Below are 24,591 nucleotides of genomic sequence, written 5' to 3' on the forward strand. Positions count from 1 at the left end.
AATGTTATCTCAATTTTTTGAGACAGAGATTTCAAGATTCTGACTTCTGGAACGATATCACATAAAGCATAAAGCGGCACGGACGGACTGGTCCGTTTGTTTGGTTGAACCTTAATTTTACCAGGTAAAATGGTATGGATTTACAAGAAACCACTTTCACAAACACTTTTGGAGAGGCTCTTGGCCCATTGCTTGTCTTCGTGCGATCAACCTATTTTTTTGAGGCTTATGTGTTCATGCCCGTGATGACGGCAATCTCGATTCCAATCTTCTTGAGTCTTATCCGTTGCGAAGAATTCAAAACATCTGCCAGAAAGTCAAAGCTCTGGTTTGTGATGTATTACAGTCTTTGTTTTCTAGCAACAAACGTGACAGCAGTCGCGTTCAAAACACTCATTGTTGAAGAACTCGACTACACGACACATGTCTGGTATGAGGCATTTGTCGGACCTATGCATTTCTACATTTTGAGTGTGATTCTATCTTACCTTTGGCTGATTTCACAAAACTGTGGCTCATCACTCCGTCTGTATCTGATTGTGTATATTCAAATTGGCTTACTGGGTGGATATGCAACTGGTCTTTATCGTTTGTTAAATGAACCACTCAACATATTGGATCCAACCAGTGGTGTTAGTGGAATACTTTTCTTAATTTGGTTCGGAATTTTTAATTGGGACATACTACGGCGTGTTGAAACTTCTCACTTTAAGTTAATGGAAATTGCAAACCACAAATCAAGTTATTGAACTCAACAAAACTGGTGCTCAAAATACAAAATCTTTAGAGAAGTGTAATAGAACTTGTTCCTTTTATTCATTTTCCAATTTCACTCATCAAAGGCGTTACGCAGCATCGCCAGTGATTTGGGAATCGCGGTTTCGTAATCTTCTTTACCTTCGAATTCCAGCGTGATGTAACCTTGGTATTTGTTTTTCTTCAAGATTTGGGCAATGAGACTATAATCCAGATCTAACGTGTACCATTTCCCGCCGCCGTAGTAGGTTTTGGCTTGCACATAAACAGTTTTCGGTGCAATTTGTTCCAGTTTCTCGTACGGGTCTTCCAGGAAGTTGCCGGTGTCCATGGTAACTTGCAGCCAAGGCGAATCGATGGCATTCACAATGCGCATTAAACCTTCAGGTGTGCGCGCCATTCCCCAGTGATTTTCCAATCCTAACAGAACGCCACACTCTTCTGCTTTTTTCAAACATTGTTCCAGACTGCCAATCACCCAGCCATAAGCGTCGTCATCGGTGTACCCTTTCAGTCGCGGCTCGATACCACGATTGCGCATCAACTCATCAAAATTGGCAGAGGTCCCCCACCCGCCTGTATTGACCCGCATCGTGGGAATTCCCATTTGATATGCCAATTCAATCTGATGTAAGGTCTTCTCTACATTTTTCTGGCGTCTGGCTTTATCGGGAGAGACAAAGCCCTGGTGTGTTGAAAAGCCACACAAATCAATCCCATGCAGAAACGCACGACGCTTAATGTTTTGCAGTTTCTTGTTCGACTCGCCTTTCATCTGCACGTGCAACACATCCACGCCATCAAAGCCGGACTCTGCCGCCAGATCGATACATTTTTCAATCGACAGCTTGGTACGCGCATTGTACCGCCAATACGAATACGTAGAGATCCCAATCCTGGCCCGACGTGGTTGGGTTTGAACTGATTCTTTTTCTCCCGCGGTACCAGACGAGGTCGCACCCAATACTGTTGCGGCGGCTGTGGAACTGGTGAGAAATTCTCGACGGCTGATAGGCATATCCGTTGATCCTTAAATACATGATGATCGATTCATCAAAGAGCTGATGAGAATGGCGAAGTGATTCGATCTCTAGTGTATGCTTCAGCTTGCCTGTTCGCAACGATTATCAGTCGATCGGGTTTGGTGGGAGGAATCCTGACAGGAGATGCTATTAGTTACTGTGTCAGAACATACTGCACGTTGAGAGAGTTACGGTAGATTGAGAGCCGATTCATCTTGATATAGTGAGAGACGAGAATGTCAATCTATATCTGTTGTGCATCATGAAACGATCAATACGACATCTACTTCTCTGTAATTAGTTCCGAACTCAAGACTTCGTCTTTTTCGGGATCGTAAGTGACCACATACTTGATGCCATCACAGTCGACATAATATCGAAAGCCGGTTTTGTCTTCTTCGTCTCGTTTAATGCCACATCTTTCGCATTTCAGCTTTGTTTTGATGGTAGCTAATGCGGCAGCGGCGATTTTATCGTCTTCGGGAACGGGAATGTTTCGTTCGCCAAGATTTTCGGAAGTGGCATTTGAAGCTGTTCCTGGATCAGTTGTCTCAGAGCAGCCAACAACAAAGATGGTGAGTAATAGTAAATATTTCATTCGCTAAGAGTACATAAAGTTGTGCTTTTGAATCAAGTCTAAACCCATGAAATCTATGAAAGGAATTTTGGGACTTCTACTTGTTATATTCGTAATGTGATTTGGTATCTCACATGCATCACTCTTGTCAGTCGCTTGCTTTCTTATTTTTATCGACGGTATTTAAGATATGTTTTGCAGCAATATTGTCTGCACGATCTTTCGGTAGTAACCCTTTATTCTTCAAGAAGTCATAAAAGTACTCATGAGTGCAATGTTTTTGATTGTCTGGTTTTACACTTGTAAAATGGTCGCTATTGGGAATGAGCTTGGGGGCTCCAAAATAGCGTCCCGCTGATTCCTCGGTGACCACAACGTGACGTGTTCTTAGCGGAATCCACTTCCATTTGAGAAAGCGTAAAATTCCCGGGGCAATAAAATGATTTTCGTAGAATTCTACACCACTTAATCCAGGTATACTTTTTTTATCAATCAGCTTCTTGAATTTAAAATCGAGGTCTTTATTCAATTCCCCGCCCCACTTTAACTGTTTGCCTTGAGAATGACCATAAAATCGAATAATTGGTGACAGACGGTTGGCAAGTTTTGAGCCGTATGATGGAGAGGCAATTAATACGAGCCCAATTTCCTTATTTTCGAATTCTTTTTGATTCGATTCCAGTAAATATCTGGCTACGATGCCACCCATACTGTGGCAAACAAACACAATTCGCTGCCAATTCAACACAGGAGCATGTCCATTTACATCTGGCCTGCCTAATGCAGAAAAAACTTGTTCTGCACAATCTCTGATTGTTGTCGAACCACTGTTGATTTCGGTGTAGTATCCTGCAAGAAAGATCGCAGGATCATTGAATCGAGAATCGGCGCCAATCAAATCGGGCCAAAAGACATGCTTGTCTCTTTCCTGATTAAGCCAGCAACTTCGGCTGTCCGAAAGGACTCCATGAATAAATACAAGAACGGTATCGCTATTGTTATAGGTATACCACTTATTGTTATCACTGGGATTTGAATTTTGCAAGTCGTTTTGATATTGCAAGGATGTCTGTTTTTTTCTTCGTATCCAGAGAATGAACCAGGGAAGTGTAGCCAGAATTGCAGAGAAAGGTAAAACGAATTCCCAGCGGACTGCATTGAAATGGAAATTCCCATCGATAATACGAGTCTGCCAAAGAGCGTATCCAAAAGAGGCGAGTATTAAAATCAGAGAAAATAGAAAATTTAAAAGAATGCTATGGCCCATTTTTTTTGGGGGCCCATGGTTGACTTCCTCTTTGTTGTGTTCACGATGATTGGTATCAGTCATTTTTCACTTCCGGACTAATTGCAATCCGTCGTACTACAGGTTTAGGCGTTCCGATTGTTTGTTCTCGGATCCATAAAGATCCCACCGTGCGTCCTACCATAGACTGAGAGATATTTATGGATTGTATTTTTGAGGGTACACGAATCTTTGCAGTAAAAGCGTAAGACCCTTTTTCAATCGCATCACCACTCATCGACCAGAATACTTGATTTTCTCGTAGACCTCCGGGAATAATTTTAGGTTTAAGGTTTTTGTATTGATCCCCCGATTTACGAAGTTCAGGAACAAGCTCTAAAGAGATCACAGTGGGAGGTGATATTTCGACGCAGAAAGACAGGTTTTTAATTTTTTTCGGATTCAGATTGCGAATTGTGAAGAAAAATTCTACTGATAATACTTGACCCTCTTCACCGACTGGCAGTGGTTTACTTTGAGCTACATTATGGATGAGCGGTTCTCCGAACGTAATTGAGCCATGTTTCAACGTGATTGAATTATAGGTTGATGGCTTTGCGGTAAGACTGCCTGCTATACCAACGACTTCATTTGACCAATTGTGAACGTCGTTTGACTTCCATTTCGATGGGTCTCCGGGAGGTCCTTTTGGAATTTTATCATACGCCTGTTTAAACATTGTGGTTGTTCGAACATCCGTGCGAATCAAGTTAACTTCTTTTCCCTTATAGTAAAAATCTTTGTTTTGAAGCTTATTGTTTTGCCATGTTGGAAATAATTCAGAAGCAGAAAGATCAACAAAAAGATTTCCATCTAGCTTATCATTTTTTCCAGAAAATGGTGATTTTGCTATAACCTGCATTTTTCCTGAGGGAGTTCGTTGTCCTGTATTCCAAGCCATTGATGAAGCCACGGTTTGTGCTGCAGAAAACCAGTCCTCGACGCGTGCTTGCTCTTCGTTTATCCCTTTTGCACGGAGCGCTTTGCGCACTTCATCTGAAGACTTGACTCCAGCAATAAAGATATCTGAAGGTATACCTGCGACTTCTTTTCCATCGGAGATAATCAGATTCGGGTTCAGTTCTCGAAATCCAATGAGTGGTAAGGTCTCGAGTGCCTCTGGTTCTTCACTTAAAGAAGTGTTAGTGAAAAAACTGATATGAAAGATCAAAATTAAAATAGAGCGATCAATGTATTGACAACATTGGAACATGTTCGGCGCCTTTCAGTCTGGATGACCATTGAGGTACTGTACAAGGTAGTATCACAACTTTGCTCTTATTTGGCAAGTTTTTAAGAAAAATCTGACTTAACCAAACCGTGATGCTTACTGTCACCTATCGCATCCAGGGATAATCTTCAGTCATCTTTGAGTCTGACCCTTAATCGAATGAGCATTTATTTTTTGCCGATCAGATTAAAAAATACAAGCAATCTACGGCAGCATACCTCGTCCGCCGCTGAGGACGAGGGTTTGTCCTGTTGTGAAATTACTCTCCTCGGACAGCAGGAACGCTACCATTGCCGCAACCTCTTCCGGGGTTCCCATTCGTGGGATCGGGGTTGCCTCGATGATTTTATCAAGATCAGTTTTGTCGACATTCGAGAGAATTTCGGTTTCGATCAATCCCGGTGCGACCGCATTCACGCGGACATTCTCGCCTGCCCAGGCAGTCGCCGTACTTTGCGTGAACGAGATCATGCCTGCTTTACTGACGGCATAAGCGATCGCCATCGGACGTGGCTGCAGACCGGAAAGTGAGCTTAAGTTGACAATGCGACCAAACTGGCGTTTCAGCATTCCTTCTTTCACCCGCCATGTGACAAGAAACGTGCCCGTCAGATTCACGTCCAGCATTTGACGCCACGAGTCTTCCGTCAATTCGGTATGTGACTCATAATGGAAGATTCCCGAGTTATTGACCAACAGCTCGACTTCTCCCAGTTGAGCTTCGACTTCGCCTATCATTTGATCGACTTGCTCACTGTCGGAAACATCGCCTTGCACAACAATGCCAGTGCCTCCGATTGTTTGAATCTGTCGTAAGGTTTCTTCAGCATCCTTTTGACCACTGCGATAACTTACGGCAACACGCGCTCCTTCTTTCGCCAGTCGTAAGCAACAGGCCCGCCCAATTCCACGAGATCCTCCGGTGACTAAGGCAACTCGGTTTTGAAATCTCTGTGGATGAATATTTGCTTCTGACATGATCGTTCTTCGTCCCGATGTTTCTTGAATGGAATCGACTCTGATCGTCCGTGCGACCAGTGGATTCGATAATATCTCCAGATGGTTTCCTGTTCTACCATACTCAGAGGAAAGAGATAGGATCGACTATCCATAACAGTCATTCCATATCGATCAACACAGAAAAATCAGAGTTCAATTTATGCGGAATCAAAACCGCTAAAACGAGAGAAAAAGTAAGTTATCCGGGGAAATTATTGATTTCATCACTGGATTCCGATACAATAATGAACGCTGATATATGATTGATTCTACGTTGGCTCCTACCTGCTGATTCCTTCCTAAATAGAGTAGTAATATGAATTTACGCTCCATTCAACGGGTTGTTTGTTTAGCAACACTGATTGTTGCTGTGATGGACTTGCCGCTCTTTGCCGAGGTTCCCCTGCATCAACAGATTGATTCCCTCGTTGGTGTCGGAAATGAACAGTTCGAAAAGAATGCCAGCAAACCAGCCGATGATGCCACATTTTTGCGAAGGGTCACACTCGATTTAACGGGAACCATCCCGTCTGTTGACGAAGTCCACGCGTTCCTGAACGATCAGTCAACCGACAAACGAACTCAGTTGGTCGACCGCTTGCTTGCCTCTCCTGAACATGCAAGGCGACTGCAATACTTTTTCGATACGATGATGATGGAACGGCGTCGTGACAAATATATTCCTGCTGCACAATGGCGGAATTATTTACGAACCTCGTTTTCAGAAAACAAACCCTGGAATGTGTTGGTTCACGAAATCTTATCCGCTGATGGAACCGATGAAAAAACACGGCCGGCGGCCAAGTTTTTACTCGATCGCGAATTAAAGGCCGAAGAAGTCACTCGCGATTTAGGACGTGTGTTTTTGGGACGCGACTTACAGTGTGCCCAATGTCACGACCATCCCAATGTCAATGATTATCTGCAACGACACTATCATGGCTTAAACGCGTTTTTGAATCGCAGCTATCTCTTCAAAGATCCGAAAACGAAAAAGGCTTCCATTGGCGAAAAGGCAGAAGGTCTGGTTTCGTTTACATCGGTATTTACTAAGGAAGAAGGTAAGACCGCTCCTCGCATGCTCGATTTGCCTGAGATCGCTGACCCACCGATGCCAAAAGACCCCTATAAAGTCAAGCCGGCCAAAAATGTACGTTCGGTGCCCGTTTATAGTCGCAGATTGCAGTTAGCCAATGCGATGACGAACCCGACAAACGTTGCGTTTCAACAAAACATCGTCAACCGGTTATGGGCGATGATGATGGGCCGCGGTTTGGTGGAACCATTGGATATGTGGCACGCAGACAACCCTCCTTCGAATCCTAAACTACTCAACTTGTTAACCGAATCGTTACGCAAAAACAAATACAACATCCGCTTGATGCTTCGCGAAATGGCGTTAACAAAAACCTATCAGCGTAGTAGTCATGTTGCCAAAGACGCTAAAATTCCGGAAGAGACCAGCTTTAGTGTTGCGTTGTTAAAGCCTTTGTCTCCTGAACAACTCGCCTGGTCAATGATGCAGGCAACCGGGCTCACGGAAAAAACGCTTCACAGCCTCAAAGCAAAACAGTCAAAAGCGGATGCCAAAAAAGGGCAGAAAAAAACGGAAGACCCACAGTGGCAGGAAGAGGCTTTGCACGATGCTTTAAGTAGAAACGTAACTGCCTTTGTGACGACGTTTGGCATTGTGGGAGCGCAAACTTCACAGTTTGATGCATCGGCCAATCAGGCGCTCTTCTTACGAAACGGTCCGTTACTGCAATCCTGGCTGGTTCCTTCTAAAAACAATCTCACGGCCCGGCTCAAGAAACTGAAAGCTTCTGACCAAATTGCAGAAGAACTTTACTTGTCTGTCTTTTCGCGTCATCCCAACAAAATGGAAAAGGCACAAGTTGCAGCATATTTAAATGAGACTCAAGCACAATCAAATCAAGGCTTGCAGCAATTGGTTTGGGCGGCGCTTGCTTCTGACGAATTTCGATTTAATCATTAATGACAATCTCACCTGTTCCACTTCACCGGAGCGAAGGATAACCGATGCGACGAAATCAAGGCTGTCATCAACTGGATCACCAATTGGCACGACGTCAGTTTTTGGCGGGAGCCGCCAGTGGCGCGGTCGGTTTAGGTTTGCTGGGCTCGCCTGCCAACGCGGAAAAAATCAAAGGTCAGCACAAACGTGTCTTGCAACTCTACCTGCAGGGGGGCGTCAGCCAGTTGGAATCGTGGGACCCCAAACCGGGAACCGAGTATGGAGGCCCCTTTCGCGCCATTCCAACTTCAGTTCCAGGCATGCATATTTCCGAACTTTTGCCGTACACTGCGCAACGCATGCATTTACTGTCGATCGTCCGTAGTATCAATTTAAAAACGAACGACCATGGACAAGGTCGCTTGTTCATGGAAAAAGGGAGAAGAGCAGGTGAGTTTCCCTATGTCGGCTCAATTGCTTCGAAATACCTTGCACCCGCCAATAGTGAACTGCCTGGTTATATTCATATTTCGACACGTGGCCTAAACGATAGCACGGCAGCCTTTCTGGGGGCTCAGCATGCCCAATTGAAATTTGAAGGAGTCAAACCTCCCAAGAACTTAGCGATACCAAAAGGCCTTGATCAAACCACCGATGCTCGCAGAGTTCAGCTCAGACAGCAATTCAATAAGCAGTTTGGACGGGGACGTACGAAATCAATGACGGAATCGTTCGATGCTTCGTTTATTCAGGCTGCGAAACTGATGGGCCGTAAGTCATTCTTCGAGAAGCCACCCGCACAAAAAGATCTGGAACGTTACGGCACACACGACTTCGGCCGAAATTGTTTACTGGCTCGCGCCTTACTTGAAAACGATGCGACCTGTGTCAAAGTGACGCACCACGGTTACGATTCCCATGCCGAGAATTTTAATTTCCATCTCGAACAACTGGGCGAGTTCGACAAAACCTTTGCGATGTTGCTTGACGACTTGCACGAACGGGGTTTGTTGGAGAGTACGTTAGTGATGGTCTATTCCGAATTCGGTCGGACTCCTAAAATTAACGTGCGCTATGGTCGCGATCATTGGGGCACCGCTTGGTCAATAGCTCTAGGAGGCTGTGGTATACAACCGGGGGCCATCATCGGAAAAACCAATGAGAAAGGCACCGCCGTCGCTGACCGCGAAGTCGATGCCGGCCACCTGTTCCACACCTACCTGCAAGCGCTCGGTATTGATTCAACCGGTGATCACGAAATTGCCGGCCGCTCGATTCCCATTGGCGATCCTACTGCACAAGCCATTAAGGAGTTGTTGGCATGAACGCGAAGCAATCTGATTTATCCGATGCCATCGTCGCTAAGAAGCCTGTCGTCGATTATGATTTGATCGACCCCACAAAAACTCATCGGGTGGCGCAATTTAAACATGATTTTCCACTCACTTCCTGTCGGGTCGATCCGAAAGGTCGCTTTGTTGTCGCCGGTGCGCAAGATTTAGATATCCAGGTTTGGGATTTGAGTACCAAAGCCAAGCGTACGTTGAAAGGGCATACCAGTTGGGTGCGATCTTTCGACTTTTCGTCTGATGGTAATACGCTTTATTCAGCCTGCTGGGGCGGCGATATCAAAGTCTGGAATATGACAGACGCCGAACCAAAACCGACAATGACCATTCCTGCACACAAAGGCTCGGCGCGCTGGGTTCGTGTTTCTCCCGATCAGACCAAACTTGCCACATGCGGGAACGACTTGTTAGTCAAGGTTTGGAATATCAAGGATGGCAAATTACTCCAGACGTTTAGAGGTCACGAACGTCATGTGTACGCGGTTGACTTTCATCCCGAGGGCCAGCACCTGGTTTCTCAGGATTTGATGGGATTCATCAAAATTTGGGACATGAAAACCGGTAAAGAGGCCCGAGGCATTGATGCCACCGTGATGACCGGCTATGACAAAAAATTCGCCGCTGATATGGGGGGAGCCCGTGATTTGCAATTCAGCCCGGATGGCAGTGAACTGGCGAGTGCGGGAATTACAAATGTCGTCAACTCATTTGCCGGCGTGCAAGACCCCATTATCATGCTGTTCGACTGGAAAACCGGCAAAGAGAAAGCACAACTTAAACCTGAAAAAACATTTCAGGGAATCGCGTGGGGTGTGCGGTATCATCTCGATGGATTCTTAATCGGTGCAGGTGCCAATCGCAGTGGCAAAGGGGAACTTTGGTTCTATAAGCCAGATGAGAAAGAGTTCTTTCACACATTCAAGCTTTCTTCTGCGGCCCGTGGCCTCGACCTCTTGGCCGATGGGCGACATCTGGTCGTCCCTCACTCCGACGGATCAGTCTACACCTATCGCATGACTGCCGAAGCAAAGAAAACTAAAACATAAACGTTCGTTTTCATTCCATATTATTCGAATGCTACAGCGGGAACGAATACCTGGCCTTCCATGAGCAGACGCGCCGTTCTCAAGACACTGGCACTGAGCACATGTTGTTGTCCATCAGACTTCGGATCAAGTTTCAGAACAATATCGACATGGCCTGCCGGATGTTCAACTACCACCGTGCATTCATTTCCCGATTCGTGTCCTGTAATCGACTCTGCAACTGTTCCATCAAAGGCTGCAGCGACAGCAATTGAAATCGCTCCCGTAATCGCGTGTGCGGCGTGACAGTGGTCAGGGACAAAATAGCGAGAGCAGACATGTCCCCCTTCGCGCGGTGGTGAGAGAAGAGCTACTTTGGGAGTAACGCGCCCCGTCGCGTCTCCGAGTCCCATCTTGAGCGATGCCGCGCGACGAATCGATTCCAGTCGCACAAGCATTGGATGGTCGGCGTCCAGTTCCTCCGGTCGTTCGTGACCATCCTCACCAAGTGCTTCGGCATGGAGCAGGATTGTCGGGTTTGCACTGTCGATGCAGGTCACAGGCACACCTTCGATTTCATCAGTACGCGAACCGGTGGGAAAAACATCCCCCGTACGTGGTCCCAGAACGTCAAGGAATTCAAGTTGGATCGGTGCGGCTGTTCCCGGGACACCATCGATGCGCGCATCACCTGCAAACTCGACCTGACCTTGGGGGGTTTGTACGTTGACGTTGATTCTGGTTTTGGTATTCGTATTAAAAACGCGTACGGTTGTTGTATCATCTTGAACCGGTACAAGGTCTCGCAAAATTGCGGCGGGGCCTACACCAGAGACAATGTTGCCGCAGTTGGCAGATGTGTCTACTGCGGACTCGGTCACCTTAACCTGAGCAAACAGGTAGTCGACGTCACAGTCTGGTTGTTGAGAAGGTGAGAGGATCGCTACTTTGCTGGTGAGAGAGTCACCACCTCCAATGCCATCAATTTGCCGTGCGTCAGGCGATCCCATCATTGCCAGAAGTACGCGGTCACGGCTGGTGACATCTGCGGGAAGGTCAGAAGCGAGCAGATAGGGGCCTCGAGAGGTACCACCACGCATGAATAAACAGGGTAAGGCAAACTGGGGCATCGATTCCATTCTATGCGGCAACGCAGAACGAATTGATTCTGTATCTTCCATTTGAACTTACCTGAAACCGTTCCAGGCATTGAAGTTTTGATGATTGTAACAACCAACGCTTGCGTGTCTATTGCATTCGATGGTTTTCGAGGTAAAAGCATTTCGCCATTTATGATCTTGAGATGGAAATCATTGAGATCTATTTTGATGGGGGAGCAAGATGTTCTCGATATGCCTGGAGTGCTTCTTTGCCCCAGACCCCTTCAGTCAGTGAATCCGAAAGCGCTTTACTTGTGGCTCCGGTATTAAACACGATGACGGTCGCTCCATAATCAAAGTGCCGGGCCAGATAATCTTTCATTGACAGTGAGTGTTTCCCGCCGGAGGGGCCCATCGTCGGACTTGCTTCTGTACTGGCCCAGTGTGGATTTCCGTGGCGAGCAAGTTCTTCATAGAGTAATGCAAAATCGTTTCGAAACGGTCCAACCGGGTAGGTTGTCCAGCCTGGGCGCGAGTGATGATTAAAGGCAATGTCGAGTGGAGCATTGGTAAATTCTACCTGGGGAGAACCAACGACACCGGCACCGGCGGCAACGTGAGTATACATTTTTTGAATGGGAATGCCCGCCTCAGCAAGTTTCTGGGACCAGAAAGAAGTATACTCCTGATTGATCTGCGCCAACGCCCGCCCGAAATCTTTTGGGGGCTCGGTTTTGCTATATCCTTTATTGGTCAAAGCGTTAAAACCAAGACGAGCCTTGGGTGATCCATCCTGATCCATCAATTTGGCAATTTGTGGCCTTAGCCGATCAATGTTCTCATAATTCGGCAGCGATGGTTCCGCACCGACGGTCACGCCTGAGAAGAGATATTCCTTCCCCTCTTTCTTCAATCTGTCAAGTCCTGCTTTTATCGGTGGTGCGACAACCTCGCCGATCATACGGGATACTTCCCGCAAGACATGCGGACTGTTATAGCAGATCACCGGCGCCATGCTCTCAGGGACTCCCCAGTTGCGGTATCGATGTGGATGCGGCGTGCCGTCCCAGTCAATCCATTCGACATTTGCTTTGTTCTTCGGGTCATAGCCTGGCTTCTCTTTGTCTGCATAGTTCCAGAGGTCTGGCCGGTTTTCCCACTCATGACTGTCGATAGTAAAATGTACGGCTACATTATTTCGAATTGCAACATCAAAGGCACTACGCACGGCCCGTGCGATGTCCGCGCGTTTGTTGACACTGTGTTTCGGATCGAACTTCCAGGTATGAATGATCAAGTGAAATCCCCAGTTTCTCTGCCTGGGATCTGTTGCCTTACCGATTTTGGCAATGGTTTGTTGAATGCCGTTGTCCAGGCCGTCGGTCTGACCACCGTAGAGCTGACCCGCTTCGCGTATTGGTAAAATAATGTACTGTGTCTCTTTTGTTTTCCGAAGATATTTTTTCAAGTCTTCTGGTTTATAAACGAGTGGTCCTTTTTTCAACATTTTCAGGGCGCGGTCAGCGACTTTTTCCGCCTCCTGATATTTTCCGGCTTTCATATTTGGAATGAATTCGGCGAGCATGATATCACGAATCTTGAAAGGCGGTATCCCCGCAGATGCCCAGCGTTCCATACCGGCTTCGACCTGTTTCAGTTTTTTCTCACATATTTTTACCCATTCTTCGCGCGTTCGTTTGTTCTCATCTTCACCTCGGAGAGGAATCAGAAACGTGCTAAGTAGAAATACTACAGTGAGCACTGGTAGCAAGTACTTTCTTTCATTAAGCGACATAATTCTTGTTCCTTTTTATAGGTCAGCGCTAGTCTCGTCGCTGCTTGCTTTCTACTTTTTTGGCAAGGCGCGCGGCCTGAATCACATGCAGTTTGTGTGTGCCACGGGCGATTTGTTCGTGTTCGTCATGAGCCTCAAATTGAAATGAAATCACCGGCCCATCGGTGTAGATCACCCGCGCGCTGCAGACGACCTCTGCTCCCAGAGGTGTCGCCGCGATGTGTTCGACGTTGACGACCATACCGACAGTGCTCTCGCCTGGTTCAAGCAGAGGTAGCATGGCTTTACGAGCCGCGTGCTCCAGAAACCAGATCAACCACGGTGTGCACAGAATCTGAGGCATCCCATCATGGGCGAAATCGATGAGATGTTCCTCACTCACAACGAACCGTTCCTCACCGACCGTGCCGATTTTTACGACATCTTTCATGTTTCAATCTTCCTTCACTCTGGGTTTGGTGAGCAGACGTCGCCACATTCTGCTGTCTGTTCCTGCTCAAGCATACCGAACGCCACGCGCGCTGTGGCTCCGGTGACGCCGCTATTAACGGCAGCTGTCACTGCCACGAGTGCGTTGAGTTCGTCGTCGGAGATTCCGATGCCGCGGGCTTTTTCGATCCGGTTGCGGGTGCAGACCTGACAACCGCGTGTCATTGTCACAGCCAGGCCCACTAGATGTTTCTCTCGTTCACTCAACAGTTCTGTATTGTGCGTCTGTTTGATGTGATCCACAATCAAAGTATCGTCATAAGCCATAGTAAGCTCCTTTTGAGAACGGATTCAGGTAGTAAACTCCACTTCTACACGACCAAAGGGCGGTGCTTCGACGTGGATATGACAGTCTTCTTCAATAGGAATCAGACTCGGGATCGATCCGGTTAATATTATTTGACCTGCACAGAGTCGATCATCGCGAGTCCGCATCATTTCCATCAACCATTTCAGAGATGTGTGAATTGTCTGAATCAGTGAAGGTCCCCTGCACTCCTCAAGTAATTGCGCATTTGCAAAAATTGCCAGTGATGTCTCACCAGAGGCTTCTTCAGGGCTGATACCTGTTGCTCTAACAATTCCGGCGTGAAGTGCGTTGTGCGCAATCAGTTCTCCCGCGGAGGGCTGTTCCCCTTGCATCACCAGGTTGTGCAACTCGACAACAGGAAACAGACACGCCACACATGCGGGTAGTTTCATTTCGGAAAAATCTTCCGGTGTCGGTTCACGCGAAAGCTCTATCGCTAATTCGCCTTCGATTGCAAGGTTTGCGTATTCTTTGCGGGACAGTACTGCCCCTGATTTGTGTAGTTCCGAATCATATAATCTGCCAGAGACACAATGGTCAATTCCCAGTTGTGATCGTATTTTGGGCGATGTACAACCGACTTTGTAACCAATGATTCGCTCACCTCTTTGGTGCCGCAACTCTGCGACCGCTGATTGAAGTTGGTAACCTTCGACAATGCTCAACATGACTCCTTCAGCGAATATCGTACCTGGTTGGCGCGCATCGTAATCCGAAAGTTGCCGAGTTGCCCACTCTTGGCACAGAGTCATGGATCGTTCGGTTGGATTCATTGGCTCTTCCCTCAGGTGGCGTGAAACGATCGTTTGAGATCTTCTTTCAGGTACTGCATCTGTCGCGCGATGAGGTTGATATCGCGATGAGTCCGGGTGAGCATGATCGCACCTTCAATGACGCTCACGATATAGCGGGCTACCTCCCAGGTGTCCTGATTGTTTGATAAATTATGTTTCGCGACTGCTTCGTCCAGGCGAACCTGAAATTCGGAAGCCATCTCGTCAAGACACTCTCCCAGCCGTTTTCGAAACGCAGGATGTGTATCACTCAGAGTCGTACTGAGGTTCCCGATCAGGCAGCCCCCTTTGCGGTTCCGACGTTGGACAATCATCGCACCCACAGCGTCTAGACGTAAAAAGACCCCTTCCAACGGATCGTTGTCATAGGAGGTAGTGAGACGTTTTTCAATTCGGTCCAGCGCTTGACGTCGTTGCTCCATGTGGCGGTCGATTACGGCGAATCCCAGTTCTTCCTTGCCATGAAAATGATGAAAGAAGGCACCACTGGTCACTTCGGCAGCTTTGATGATTTCACCGACTTTAGTGTCGTGAAAACCCTTCAAAGCAAACAGTTGCGCTGCTTCATGCAGAATGCGATCACGTGTTTCGATTGCCCGCGGTTGTTTTAGAGTTCGCATGCTATTCTCAAAAAATACCGAATGGTTGGTATGTTTTATTGTAAACAGATCTGATTTCGAGTGCAATTAAATTTTGCTTCAATCGGGGGGCGGGGGAGTAAGTTGAACTGAAGCGGCTTGCAGCACCCGATCAAATACGGGTTTGGGCGAATCAGTCAATGTGTACCCTTCAGATTCTTTGCCATCAGTATACCATTTGCCCGAATAACACTGGAAGCAAATCACAAAGTCGTGTTGTTTTCCATCATACTCTACTCTAATTCCATGCCGGGGTTCAAAACAGGCTGCAACGGTTCCATCATTCTCGGCGATGCCAGCATCGAGTGCGTTAAGCAATGTATTGCGAGTTGCAGAGTCAGAAACTTCAACGGATCCCAGTATCTTCCATCCGTGAAACATATCGACACCCGGTTTTTGATCGCGTTGATTTGGATCGAGCGAGAAGAGTTCAAATGTTGTCGCATTATGGAGTGCATTCGATGCTTCGGTTGGGAGTTGATTTTTTGGTGCATCGGTCAATGGTTGTTTAGTGGTACAACCGACCACGGTCAAAAACATAAGCAGGCTAAGAGTTCGCATCACAACTTTGTGATCCATGCGTTGAATGAGATCTGATGGAACGATTTGCGTCATGATGTCCTTTTTCTACCAATAGTCGGTGTCAAGAAACATTCAAAAAGTGTCAAACGAAAGAATGATGACATAGTCGTTGGACCCTGCCGGTGTTCGGTCGTCAAAAGTAATGTGTATTTGATCTTGTTCGATCTTAAGAGTCACGGGTCCGCGGCCACGTTGCTTTTTTAATCGAACACTTGTCAGATGAATGTGATGAGGCAAAATACGAGTCCCACCCTGATTTGCTAAAACTGTGCTTTGTTTCGTTTCCCATTTGATTCCATTCATAACCAGTATACTGGGATATTTGAATGAGTGATTGCGCCATGTTAGTTGGCCTTCGGACAAGGTCAGTGTGTCAGAACCGTCAATGCGAACTGCAATGTTTAATTGAAATGTTTTTTTGGGGATGCGATTGATACGTCTGACCAAAGTTCTTTGCTCTAATGTTGATAATTGAGGCACGGCCTTCAGATACCAATACTTGGCACGTTGCATGAGAGACGTTTTTAATTTGGGATCACTTTCCTTTGCATATTCTGCCCAGAGGTCTCCCAGTTTGATCTGATCCGCCGCGGCAGAAGGAACTTGTTGTTCCAAATTTGCCAGTGACACAAGCGACGTGTCAGAACACTGCTTTAAAAGGGGGAGCCCTTTTTTCCAGTCCCAGTTGTGCAAACAGTAAAACAGACCTGCTTCTAACGCAGCTTCTTTATTTTTGGGATCAGACTTTAGAGAATTTAATGATTTTTCAACGGTTCGATAATCAGCATCCAGGCCAAGCGCATATTTAGAGTAATAAATACTTGATTTCTGTAGATATGCGTTATTTGCCTTTTTCGCTGCCGCTTTCGAAACAGATGCTGCTTTAGCGGCATCTGAAAAATATTTCTGTTTGATCAATTCGTCTGCCAGATCCAATCCAACCACAGCGGCTTCAAATGCTTTTTGGGGAGTCACTGCCGATGAATTGAGAGATCTCAATGCTTCAAGGCGTTGTTTGGGAGAATCAGCTTCAGCAGCACAAAGAACTAAAGGTGCGATCAAAAAAATGAGGATCACATTTCGAAAAAAAGTGATCTTTACCTGATGATTACTAAAAAATCGTTTGTCTTTATTCATGAGTTGGTCTTTTGAAATTCTGATTAAAAAAGAACTTCGATATCGTACATTGTATCCCACTTGTATACTATAAAAATACTCAAAGGCGAATCATATTCTTTACTAATACTTAGATCCATCATTGTTTTTGTGAGATCGATATGAGATTAAACCACAGAGCATACACTATCTTTTGGTCGTTATTGATTGCTTGGGTTTGTTGTGCTCCTGTGGCGAGAGCAAAGGAAAAACCGCAGCGTGAGTTTCGTGAGTTACAGCGACATGCCGCACAAGAAGCTCATCAGGCGGTTGCCGTTGATGAGACTTCGTTCTTTGCCATTTCCAGTCGTGAAATTGCCCGTTATCGAAAATCGGACGGGAAACAACTGAAAAAATGGGCCGGTGCGAAAGACTCTCACATTCGCCATCTGAATAGTGGAGTGGTTGTTGATGGTAAGCTGTATTGTGCCCATTCGAACTGGCCTGACTATCCATTGAAGAATACGGTTGAAGTGTTTGATGCGAAGAATCTGAAACACCTTGAATCTCTGAAATTCAGCAATACGACTGGAGCGATTAACTGGATAGATCGGCGAAACGGAGCATGGTGGATTGCGTTTGCTTTCTATGGCGAGTTGGCAACAGTGCGTAAGACACATCTCGTTCGTTTTGACGATGAGTGGTACGCAGAGGGAACCTGGACGTTTCCCGATTCAGTGCTAAAACGTTTTCTACCAAACAGTAATTCCGGTGGCGCCTGGGGTCCCAATGGTCTGCTTTATACTACGGGCCACGATCGGGGTGAGTTATATGTTTTACAGGTGCCAGAAACATCTGGAGTTCTTCACCATGTAGGAACCTTGACTGCCCCCATTGCCGGACAAGGGATCGCCTGGGATCGAAGCGATATTGGTACGCTTTTTGGAATCCATCGCCGTCAAAAACAAGTTGTCAAGTTGCGGATCACGCACACAAAAGAATATGCCAGCCTGCGTAATCAGATCCAATGGGTGCGTGATAAAAACAATCCCATCTTACCGCCCCGCCCTGCGGGAAGTTTTGATTCGACGCGTTGTATGAACCCCTGGGTGTTGCGCGAAGGAGATCAGTATCGTCTTTTTTATGCTGGAGGCGATGACCAGTCAATTCATCGAATTGGTGTTGCAACGGCTTCCATCAAGAATCTCAACAGATGGAACCGGAAAGGTCCTTTGCTGGAGATCGGGCTCCCAGATTCATTTGATGCACGTTGGTGTGTCTTGCCGCACGTAGTTCAAACTCAAAAAGATCAGCTGCATCTTTACTACACTGGTAATAGTGGGAAAGGCACTGGTTTGAGTGCGTTCCCCGGTATTGGATTGGCAACCAGCGTCGATGGTCAAAACTGGAACCGATATGGCAACACCCCAGTACTCGCTCCCAGCGGAGAACCCGGTAGCCCCGATGCGATTGGTATCGCTGGTGGCTCAGTACTTCAATTGAAACGAGATGATGGTACGACTGAGTGGCGTTTTTATTACACCGGCTGTCCTACGATTGGGAAACCACATTTAGTCAATCAACAAAAAACGATCTGCCTCGCCGTTTCCAACGATGGAATCCACTGGAAAAAACGGGGCACGATTATGCAGCGCGATCCAAATCGCGATTATGAAAATGTGGGTGTTGCAGGCCCGGTGGTCCTGCAACGTGATGATGGAACTTTTCAGATGTGGTATTCCGCGATTGGGTCACGTTGGGGGTATTACTGCATCTGCTATGCGGAATCAGATAATGGCTATTTATGGACACGTGGCGCACAATACGGTGACAATTTGCAGCTTGAACCCAGTAAGACTGGTTGGGACAGCCAGATGGTGGAGTATCCAACAATCATCCGAGAGAACAACCGCTTACGCATGTTTTACTGTGGCAACGGCTACGGTAGAACCGGCATCGGAACGGCACTCAGTTCTGAAATTGATCTGCAGAAATAATCTATTAATACACGAACTCAGTCACTTTAATAAATGAAACGTGTAATTAATCAATTGCACTGAGAGCTTAGCATCTTCAGAATAAGGAGAGAGGTTCGTTCGAAGTTGGCTTCAAATAGATTCTTGCTAAAAAATGGCATTATTATGAAAACAGTAAGCACCATTAACGTTGTATTAATGATTGTCTCCGTTTGCGTCGCAATTCTGGCAGTTATCATCTCTGTGGCTGTAGTTATCCTTTTTGTTCAACAAGACCAGTTGCTAGAGTTCCAAAACGCGGAATTAAAAAAACAGATCCGGGAACTCCAAGAGCAAGTTCAGCAAGCAACAAATCCAAACAAGAAGACCACAAGAAATCAATTAGTCGAGATTCTCTACAATGAAAAAAAGACTGAACATGCTCTGCTTGAACCCCTGTCCGAAACAGTGAAAAAAAGAGTGCCCGCAGCCAACGAGCGTCTCAGACGTGATGCAGCATTAGACTTTGTCAAGCTTGAATACGAGGCTGGCAAGCGTTGGCGTGACATGGATTTGAGTAATGCATTCCTGAGTGGTGTCGACCTGAATTTTTATGAATTAAAAAGATTCAAAATTAATGATGCATTGGAAAGAAGCGATTTCAGTAATGCCGATTTGCGAAATAGTAGTTTTAGAAATACAAATCTGTATGGTAGTAACTTTAAGGGAGCTGATCTGCAACGAGCCGACTTATTTGGCGCTGAACTGGAAGATTCCGCTTTCTCTGGAGCGAATATGAACAAAGCGAACCTGGGTTCTGTCAACGCAGTAGGTGCCTCGTTCATCGAAACCCAATTAGAAGGGGTCAATTTTTATGCTGCTAACCTAGAGGGGGCCTATTTTTGGGATTCCCATCTGGAAGGTGCCCGTTTCTGGAGAGCACACTTAGAAGACGCGGCGATGTCAGGAGCTTTTTTAGAACAGGCAGAATTCAGAGAAGCTCATATGGAGGAAATCGAACTTTCTGGTGCAAACCTGGAAGGCGCTTCCTTTGCTAATGCTCGTATGGAGAAAGCTGATCTTAGAGGAGCATATCTGGCAGGAGCTAATTTTTACGGTACCTCTCTAGAAGGAGCGATGGTTGATTCTCCTGACTGGATTAAAAACCTGCGCCACCTTGATCCCCCTGTCAAACACTTTCGATTTGATGACTGGTCTCTCATCGAAGATGAAAATGACTTTGATGGGAAGTTTTTTATGTTAAGAGGACCTGTGGTCGCCAAAAAACCTGCTATTAAGATAAGCGAATTCAGTGAGAAGAAAAAGATCGGAAAATGACCTATCGTACTAGCCTACTATTGTGTATTTATAGATTTCGTTTTCTATAAGCACGAAAATATCTCAGTTGGTTACCCCCAGCACAGGGGCAATTTATTCAGCACCTCAGCATCACAGCGTCCCGTCCAACCCCTTCTGATAGTACTTGTGCGTGATTTCGTCCTGGTGTTCGAGCAACCAATCAATGGATGGTTCGTTGCACATCGCTTTGTGGATTGCTTGTGCGGTCGCTTTGCGGTGAATCTCAAACAGTGCTTTGTGATCCAGGTTCTCATCTGTCGCAGCACCTGGGTTCAGCCAGACAGAACAGATGATTCCCAGGTCATTGGCTTTTTCCTTAGGAATATCACCAGCGCGAACGGCATCGAGTACACCATTGGCAATCGCTGCCTGGACGGTTCCCATTAGAATGTTTGTGTAGGCATTACTCTTCACAGTCACCTTGCTGACCATCAGAGTGACTGGTCGAACTTGAATATCGGTGTTCAGAATGGCAAAGACTTTGGAGTGACCCGCTGATTGAGAACCGGTCAGAGTTGCTATCGCAGTGCCGACAGGTCCGTCAAGTTCTCCAATGACGACTTCTGGTTCTGCTGCTGTAAAAGGGGGACCACCGGCGACCAGGCTTTCGCCGGTTCGCATGATAATTCGATCACTCATATCAATATTCCTTAAAGGTTAAAAGCAAGACGCTCAACAGCCTATCTGATCTGAAAGAAACCTACAAGCGAGGCAGTGAGATCAGCAAGAAATCTGTCATTTCACACATTCAATGAATGTCATGGGGGGAGACTCCATCAGACTTGACCAGAATTCTTTGTCGTTTTCCTGTAATCCTTCCGGCGCTAATTGGGGAGCGTGCCAAACTACTTCTCTGAAACCTGCCTGGCGAAGTGCCTCTTCATGTGTGGTGATACTTAAGTAGTAGTTTTCGACGTCAATATGCCCGTCGCTCAAGTGAAACCGCCATTGAATTGGTGCCCCTTCCTGCCACTCTCCCAGCACAGAGGTCTCAAATCCGTACTTGCGATACGAGGGGGCGTTTGGGAATGTTTGCGCGGGGTTGCAGTTCACTGTAACAAATCGGCCTCCCGGCTTTAGTGAGCGAGCAAGGCCGTCGCACATGGCTTGCAGCTCATCCCGATTGCGGGCATAGTTGAGCAGCCAGGCTGCCACAGTCAAATCGAATTGATTGGTATCAAGTAATTCTCGAGCATCGCCGACAACATATTCAATCCCCTGCTGATGCTTTGCTTCCTGACTACGTGCCAGATCAATCATGCCTTGAGAAAGATCGATTCCGGTAACGTGTGCAGCGCCCTGTTCTCGAATCAAGCGGGTATAAAAACCTTCTCCACAGGCAACATCGAGTACCGACATTTCTGCTGGGTCCCCTACCAGATTCATCAAAGTAAAACATTCAACGAAGGTGCGCCACGGTTGTTTTTTCGATCGTTTGTACTGCTCAGCAATCGGATCGTAGTTAGTTGTCATCCATAACCTCATATCAAGTGATGTGATTGACTTCATAGAGCATTCAAATATCACAACACTGAGTGTGAGTCAAAAGAGAATCGGAAATATCTAAGAGTTTTCAGGTTTAAAATTGGGCCTGCGATCTCTCAATCCAGAGTAGAAAAAAGAAAAGCCCTAAACCACTATAGGTATAGGACTTTTCAAAATTGCCCGACTAGGATTTGAACCTAGACTAAATGAGTCAGAGTCATTCGTGCTACCGTTACACTATCAGGCAATGAAATCAAATGGTTGAAGATGGCACGACAGTGAATCGCAAAACACCCTCTTTTCGTGCATTATACGAAATTTTTTCCGTTCGCCAAGCGGTTTCGAGAGAGAAATTCTACACTTTTCAACCTGATTTACCCTTTCGAGGCACTATGCTCTTATGACACTATATGAGTTAGCAGGTTCCATTCATTATGACCACTATGAAATCAAATCAGCCGGGAAAAACTCGACATATGAAATGCTTGACTCGCAGCTCACGATATTTGTTGATTCTATTTCTTGTATTCTGCATGAGCAGAGTAGGGATCACTGAGGAACCTCCTAAATCAGAGCGATCAAAAGAGGATGCCGTCATCAATTCAAAGTTGAAACAGTTAATTGATGAGTTAACCGCTCAGATTAAACAAACACCTGGTGATACCTCTTTATATTCGCGGAGAGGAGACGCATTTTTTTTTAGGGGACAATTCAAAAAGGCCGTTGCCGACTATGATAAGATGATTGAGCTGAATCCGAAGATTAAGACCTCACACTGGAGACGGGGCATTGCCTGTTACTACGCCAAGCAGTATGCAGATGCGGCTAAGCAATTTGAGAGCTATCATACGTTCGACAACGTTGATCGTGAAAATGGTATTTGGCGTTTCTTCTCCCAATATAAAGCAAAAGGAGCGGATGAAGCACAACGTGGACTGCTAAAGTATGAAAAAGATGACCGCGAACCATTTCCTAAACTCTATCGTTTATTTGAAGGTAAAGTGACCCCAGAGACTATTTTGAAAAACATTCAGAAAGCAAGTATCGATGAAAATGAGCGAGAGAAACGAAATTTTTATGCATACCTTTATATTGGTCTGAATGAATCATTGCATGGGCGGAAAGAAAACGCTCGACAATATCTGCAAAAAGCGGTTAATAATAAATGGGGGCCTGGGGCTGGTTTTGGGCCGAATTACATGTGGCACACTGGTCGAATCGAGCTACAATTACTAACAGCACCAGAAAAACAAAAATGAATTCCCTGTGTCTTCAATTGGGGCTTAATAACATGAACAGGAAGCATTCAGACTTTATTTCCGCTTTATTTTTTTGTTTGATCGCGCTTATCTCTGTTATGGAAAACAGTGTTTTTGCACAGGATCAAAACAAAGAAGCAGTCTCTGTTTCAGAGCAGGAAAAAAAAGAAAAAGCTCTGGAACATGCCAAAAAAGGTCAGAAATTTCTCAGACAGAAATATTGGAAGGATGCAATTTCAGAATTTGAAAAAGCGATTGAATTACAACCAAAAAACAGTGTTTTACATTATTTACTCGGCGTGAGTTACATGGAGAACTCTGAAGCGAGTAAGGGGTGGGTCGAATTACGAAAAGCAGTTTTACTTGACCAAAACAACAAACGCGCTGCGAATGATTTCATGAAGATCTGGAATTTTTTTGACAGTAGAGGTTTATTAAACGTGGGAACTCCGGAAGTGGAAGTCCTCAAGGTATTGGGAAAACCAGATCGACAGCGAAATCAAAACGGTGAGTCACTCTTAATCTACGGGTTTATGTGGATCAAATTTCGTAACGCCAGGTTATTTGCTTTAGTTGATGTACGGGGCCTCGTTAAAGATCTTACCAGAGCCATTAGTACTATGGAATTTAAGCTGGGGCCTTCATGGAAAGAAGGCTATCGAATGATGAATGCGACCAATGCTTTGACTGAATTTGTTACAGCAGAAGAAACCGTACAGAATTATCGACAATTATTCTCGACACAGAGACTATTCAAACTGGGTGAACAGATCTCTGCGAAAGAAATGATGAATCGTATGAAGTCTAATTTGGAAAAAACACATCAAATTGAAGAGTGGAATGTCATCCGGGAAGGCGATAGTGATATTTTATTTGAATGGCGTGTCGCTAAGAATGAACGCGCTCCTGCGCAATACGAAATTACGAGACTCATCAGAGGGAAAAGGGATATGCATCGCCTGGCGTATGTGACTCGGAAATTACCTCTTGATGAAACGACACGTAAGACATGGATTCAGCAGTTGGAAGCAGCAAAGTTGGTAGTGGCTCATCCAGTAGACAGCAAACTCACCGCTGCACAAAAGAGGAGTCTCGCTGAGGAACTCGAGAAAAAAACCAGAGAAATCATTGTGCTTCAGTTAGGGTTAATCAAAAAGCAGGATGTTGAGGCACTCAAACCTTACTTCACCAAACGGCTGCGCAATCGTATCACTTCCAAAATGTTGGAACAAGCAGCGCGGCAGATAGAGTCAGCGACTCCTGAAGAGTTAGTTCATTCTGTCCAGGTTGATGACACGAAGAACCAGATTCAAGCCAGGATCATGATGAAAAATGGTCGAACTCTGACGACTTTGATCCCCGTAAATGGAAAATGGGAAGCAGACACAATTTGGTTTAAATAACTGTTGATAAGTTACCAAATTGACCAAATTATCCTATCGTCGCAAATCTCATTCATTACACTCGAAGATGAGTGCTTGTTAGATCACCTCTCGATGTCTGCTTTGCAT

23 protein-coding genes and 1 tRNA gene are annotated in these 24,591 nt (G+C 45.9%); 8 read left to right on the plus strand and 16 right to left on the minus strand.

The annotated features are described in order from the left end of the window. The first annotated feature begins 134 nt into the window (after positions 1 to 134). Complete coding sequence (locus V144x_RS06065) at positions 135 to 749, plus strand: hypothetical protein (protein ID WP_144982885.1); 615 nt, start codon at positions 135 to 137, stop codon at positions 747 to 749. A gap of 80 nt (positions 750 to 829) precedes the next feature. On the opposite strand, the gene V144x_RS06070 is transcribed toward V144x_RS06065, so the two are convergent. The 5 genes from V144x_RS06070 to V144x_RS06090 all read right to left on the minus strand — a co-directional run bounded on the left by V144x_RS06070 (position 830) and on the right by V144x_RS06090 (position 5,849). Further along, a complete protein-coding gene (locus tag V144x_RS06070; protein WP_144982888.1) occupies positions 830 to 1,774 on the minus strand; it encodes a sugar phosphate isomerase/epimerase family protein in 945 nt (314 codons plus the stop codon). A 287-nt stretch (positions 1,775 to 2,061) separates the two neighbouring features. Then, on the minus strand, positions 2,062 to 2,376 hold the full coding sequence (locus V144x_RS06075; protein WP_144982891.1) for a hypothetical protein: 315 nt from the start codon (positions 2,374 to 2,376) through the stop codon (positions 2,062 to 2,064). Between the two features lie 127 nt (positions 2,377 to 2,503). Continuing rightward, positions 2,504 to 3,685 carry an esterase/lipase family protein gene (locus V144x_RS06080; protein WP_144982894.1) on the minus strand — a complete coding sequence of 394 codons (1,182 nt, stop codon included), beginning with the start codon at positions 3,683 to 3,685 and terminating at the stop codon, positions 2,504 to 2,506. Further along, positions 3,678 to 4,853: a hypothetical protein gene (locus tag V144x_RS06085; protein WP_144982897.1), complete on the minus strand. Its 1,176-nt coding sequence runs from the start codon at positions 4,851 to 4,853 to the stop codon at positions 3,678 to 3,680. The genes V144x_RS06080 and V144x_RS06085 overlap by 8 nt, the downstream gene beginning before the upstream one ends. 222 nt (positions 4,854 to 5,075) lie before the next feature. Continuing rightward, on the minus strand, positions 5,076 to 5,849 hold the full coding sequence (locus tag V144x_RS06090; protein WP_144982900.1) for an SDR family NAD(P)-dependent oxidoreductase: 774 nt from the start codon (positions 5,847 to 5,849) through the stop codon (positions 5,076 to 5,078). Between the two features lie 337 nt (positions 5,850 to 6,186). Between V144x_RS06090 and V144x_RS06095 the strand changes: the two genes are divergently transcribed. Genes V144x_RS06095 through V144x_RS06105 form a run of 3 tightly spaced genes read left to right on the plus strand, consistent with a single transcriptional unit; the run spans position 6,187 to position 10,240 of the window. Next, positions 6,187 to 7,866: a DUF1549 domain-containing protein gene (locus V144x_RS06095; RefSeq protein WP_144982902.1), complete on the plus strand. Its 1,680-nt coding sequence runs from the start codon at positions 6,187 to 6,189 to the stop codon at positions 7,864 to 7,866. A gap of 44 nt (positions 7,867 to 7,910) precedes the next feature. Then, complete coding sequence (locus V144x_RS06100; RefSeq protein WP_144982905.1) at positions 7,911 to 9,170, plus strand: DUF1501 domain-containing protein; 1,260 nt, start codon at positions 7,911 to 7,913, stop codon at positions 9,168 to 9,170. Beyond that, positions 9,167 to 10,240, plus strand: coding sequence for a WD40 repeat domain-containing protein (locus V144x_RS06105; protein ID WP_144982908.1), 1,074 nt, complete (start codon positions 9,167 to 9,169; stop codon positions 10,238 to 10,240). Before V144x_RS06100 ends, V144x_RS06105 begins: the two co-directional genes overlap by 4 nt. 20 nt (positions 10,241 to 10,260) lie before the next feature. On the opposite strand, the gene V144x_RS06110 is transcribed toward V144x_RS06105, so the two are convergent. The 8 genes from V144x_RS06110 to V144x_RS06145 form a co-directional block, all read right to left on the minus strand. Then, positions 10,261 to 11,400 carry a 4-oxalomesaconate tautomerase gene (locus V144x_RS06110; RefSeq protein ID WP_197998778.1) on the minus strand — a complete coding sequence of 380 codons (1,140 nt, stop codon included), beginning with the start codon at positions 11,398 to 11,400 and terminating at the stop codon, positions 10,261 to 10,263. Between the two features lie 139 nt (positions 11,401 to 11,539). Next, positions 11,540 to 13,114: a hypothetical protein gene (locus tag V144x_RS06115; protein WP_144982911.1), complete on the minus strand. Its 1,575-nt coding sequence runs from the start codon at positions 13,112 to 13,114 to the stop codon at positions 11,540 to 11,542. A 28-nt stretch (positions 13,115 to 13,142) separates the two neighbouring features. Then, a complete protein-coding gene (locus V144x_RS06120; RefSeq protein WP_144982914.1) occupies positions 13,143 to 13,544 on the minus strand; it encodes a thioesterase family protein in 402 nt (133 codons plus the stop codon). A 14-nt stretch (positions 13,545 to 13,558) separates the two neighbouring features. Further along, entirely contained in the window at positions 13,559 to 13,870 is a 312-nt protein-coding gene (locus V144x_RS06125) for a carboxymuconolactone decarboxylase family protein (RefSeq protein WP_144982917.1), read from the minus strand. Between the two features lie 24 nt (positions 13,871 to 13,894). Then, on the minus strand, positions 13,895 to 14,686 hold the full coding sequence (locus V144x_RS06130) for a 2-keto-4-pentenoate hydratase (protein WP_144982920.1): 792 nt from the start codon (positions 14,684 to 14,686) through the stop codon (positions 13,895 to 13,897). Positions 14,687 to 14,697: 11 nt separating this feature from the next. After that, entirely contained in the window at positions 14,698 to 15,327 is a 630-nt protein-coding gene (locus V144x_RS06135) for a TetR/AcrR family transcriptional regulator (RefSeq protein WP_144982923.1), read from the minus strand. A gap of 78 nt (positions 15,328 to 15,405) precedes the next feature. Beyond that, complete coding sequence (locus V144x_RS28300; protein ID WP_197998779.1) at positions 15,406 to 15,960, minus strand: hypothetical protein; 555 nt, start codon at positions 15,958 to 15,960, stop codon at positions 15,406 to 15,408. A 39-nt stretch (positions 15,961 to 15,999) separates the two neighbouring features. Next, the gene (locus V144x_RS06145) at positions 16,000 to 17,064 is read right to left on the minus strand and encodes a hypothetical protein (RefSeq protein WP_144982926.1); all 1,065 of its coding nucleotides are present in this window, start codon (positions 17,062 to 17,064) and stop codon (positions 16,000 to 16,002) included. A gap of 140 nt (positions 17,065 to 17,204) precedes the next feature. On the opposite strand from V144x_RS06145, the gene V144x_RS06150 reads away from it, so the two are divergent. Both V144x_RS06150 and V144x_RS06155 read left to right on the plus strand, forming a co-directional pair. Beyond that, positions 17,205 to 19,019, plus strand: a complete 1,815-nt coding sequence (locus tag V144x_RS06150; protein ID WP_197998780.1) for a glycoside hydrolase family protein — start codon at positions 17,205 to 17,207, stop codon at positions 19,017 to 19,019. 105 nt (positions 19,020 to 19,124) lie between these two features. Further along, on the plus strand, positions 19,125 to 20,315 hold the full coding sequence (locus tag V144x_RS06155; protein ID WP_144982929.1) for a pentapeptide repeat-containing protein: 1,191 nt from the start codon (positions 19,125 to 19,127) through the stop codon (positions 20,313 to 20,315). Positions 20,316 to 20,426: 111 nt separating this feature from the next. Here the strand turns inward: V144x_RS06155 and fae are convergent, their stop codons facing one another. The 3 genes from fae to V144x_RS06170 all read right to left on the minus strand — a co-directional run bounded on the left by fae (position 20,427) and on the right by V144x_RS06170 (position 22,068). Further along, positions 20,427 to 20,975, minus strand: a complete 549-nt coding sequence (fae, locus tag V144x_RS06160) for a formaldehyde-activating enzyme (RefSeq protein WP_144982932.1) — start codon at positions 20,973 to 20,975, stop codon at positions 20,427 to 20,429. 96 nt (positions 20,976 to 21,071) lie between these two features. After that, complete coding sequence (locus V144x_RS06165; RefSeq protein WP_197998781.1) at positions 21,072 to 21,809, minus strand: class I SAM-dependent methyltransferase; 738 nt, start codon at positions 21,807 to 21,809, stop codon at positions 21,072 to 21,074. Positions 21,810 to 21,997: 188 nt separating this feature from the next. After that, positions 21,998 to 22,068, minus strand: a tRNA-Gln gene (locus V144x_RS06170). Between the two features lie 286 nt (positions 22,069 to 22,354). On the opposite strand from V144x_RS06170, the gene V144x_RS06175 reads away from it, so the two are divergent. Further along, positions 22,355 to 23,080: a tetratricopeptide repeat protein gene (locus V144x_RS06175; RefSeq protein ID WP_144982938.1), complete on the plus strand. Its 726-nt coding sequence runs from the start codon at positions 22,355 to 22,357 to the stop codon at positions 23,078 to 23,080. 32 nt (positions 23,081 to 23,112) lie between these two features. Beyond that, complete coding sequence (locus tag V144x_RS06180; protein WP_144982941.1) at positions 23,113 to 24,483, plus strand: tetratricopeptide repeat protein; 1,371 nt, start codon at positions 23,113 to 23,115, stop codon at positions 24,481 to 24,483. The last annotated feature ends 108 nt before the right edge of the window (positions 24,484 to 24,591 follow it).

Source organism: Gimesia aquarii (assembly GCF_007748195.1).
In the GTDB taxonomy this organism is placed as follows: domain Bacteria; phylum Planctomycetota; class Planctomycetia; order Planctomycetales; family Planctomycetaceae; genus Gimesia; species Gimesia aquarii.

Bases quoted from the DNA above. Each gene is read 5' to 3' on its own strand.
- V144x_RS06065 (WP_144982885.1), top strand. From the start codon at position 135: ATGGATTTACAAGAAACCACTTTCACAAACACTTTTGGAGAGGCTCTT.
- V144x_RS06070 (WP_144982888.1), bottom strand. From the start codon at position 1,774: ATGCCTATCAGCCGTCGAGAATTTCTCACCAGTTCCACAGCCGCCGCA.
- V144x_RS06075 (WP_144982891.1), bottom strand. From the start codon at position 2,376: ATGAAATATTTACTATTACTCACCATCTTTGTTGTTGGCTGCTCTGAG.
- V144x_RS06080 (WP_144982894.1), bottom strand. From the start codon at position 3,685: ATGACTGATACCAATCATCGTGAACACAACAAAGAGGAAGTCAACCAT.
- V144x_RS06085 (WP_144982897.1), bottom strand. From the start codon at position 4,853: ATGTTCCAATGTTGTCAATACATTGATCGCTCTATTTTAATTTTGATC.
- V144x_RS06090 (WP_144982900.1), bottom strand. From the start codon at position 5,849: ATGTCAGAAGCAAATATTCATCCACAGAGATTTCAAAACCGAGTTGCC.
- V144x_RS06095 (WP_144982902.1), top strand. From the start codon at position 6,187: ATGAATTTACGCTCCATTCAACGGGTTGTTTGTTTAGCAACACTGATT.
- V144x_RS06100 (WP_144982905.1), top strand. From the start codon at position 7,911: ATGCGACGAAATCAAGGCTGTCATCAACTGGATCACCAATTGGCACGA.
- V144x_RS06105 (WP_144982908.1), top strand. From the start codon at position 9,167: ATGAACGCGAAGCAATCTGATTTATCCGATGCCATCGTCGCTAAGAAG.
- V144x_RS06110 (WP_197998778.1), bottom strand. From the start codon at position 11,400: ATGGAAGATACAGAATCAATTCGTTCTGCGTTGCCGCATAGAATGGAA.
- V144x_RS06115 (WP_144982911.1), bottom strand. From the start codon at position 13,114: ATGTCGCTTAATGAAAGAAAGTACTTGCTACCAGTGCTCACTGTAGTA.
- V144x_RS06120 (WP_144982914.1), bottom strand. From the start codon at position 13,544: ATGAAAGATGTCGTAAAAATCGGCACGGTCGGTGAGGAACGGTTCGTT.
- V144x_RS06125 (WP_144982917.1), bottom strand. From the start codon at position 13,870: ATGGCTTATGACGATACTTTGATTGTGGATCACATCAAACAGACGCAC.
- V144x_RS06130 (WP_144982920.1), bottom strand. From the start codon at position 14,686: ATGAATCCAACCGAACGATCCATGACTCTGTGCCAAGAGTGGGCAACT.
- V144x_RS06135 (WP_144982923.1), bottom strand. From the start codon at position 15,327: ATGCGAACTCTAAAACAACCGCGGGCAATCGAAACACGTGATCGCATT.
- V144x_RS28300 (WP_197998779.1), bottom strand. From the start codon at position 15,960: ATGACGCAAATCGTTCCATCAGATCTCATTCAACGCATGGATCACAAA.
- V144x_RS06145 (WP_144982926.1), bottom strand. From the start codon at position 17,064: ATGAATAAAGACAAACGATTTTTTAGTAATCATCAGGTAAAGATCACT.
- V144x_RS06150 (WP_197998780.1), top strand. From the start codon at position 17,205: ATGAGATTAAACCACAGAGCATACACTATCTTTTGGTCGTTATTGATT.
- fae (WP_144982932.1), bottom strand. From the start codon at position 20,975: ATGAGTGATCGAATTATCATGCGAACCGGCGAAAGCCTGGTCGCCGGT.
- V144x_RS06165 (WP_197998781.1), bottom strand. From the start codon at position 21,809: ATGACAACTAACTACGATCCGATTGCTGAGCAGTACAAACGATCGAAA.
- V144x_RS06175 (WP_144982938.1), top strand. From the start codon at position 22,355: ATGAGCAGAGTAGGGATCACTGAGGAACCTCCTAAATCAGAGCGATCA.
- V144x_RS06180 (WP_144982941.1), top strand. From the start codon at position 23,113: ATGAACAGGAAGCATTCAGACTTTATTTCCGCTTTATTTTTTTGTTTG.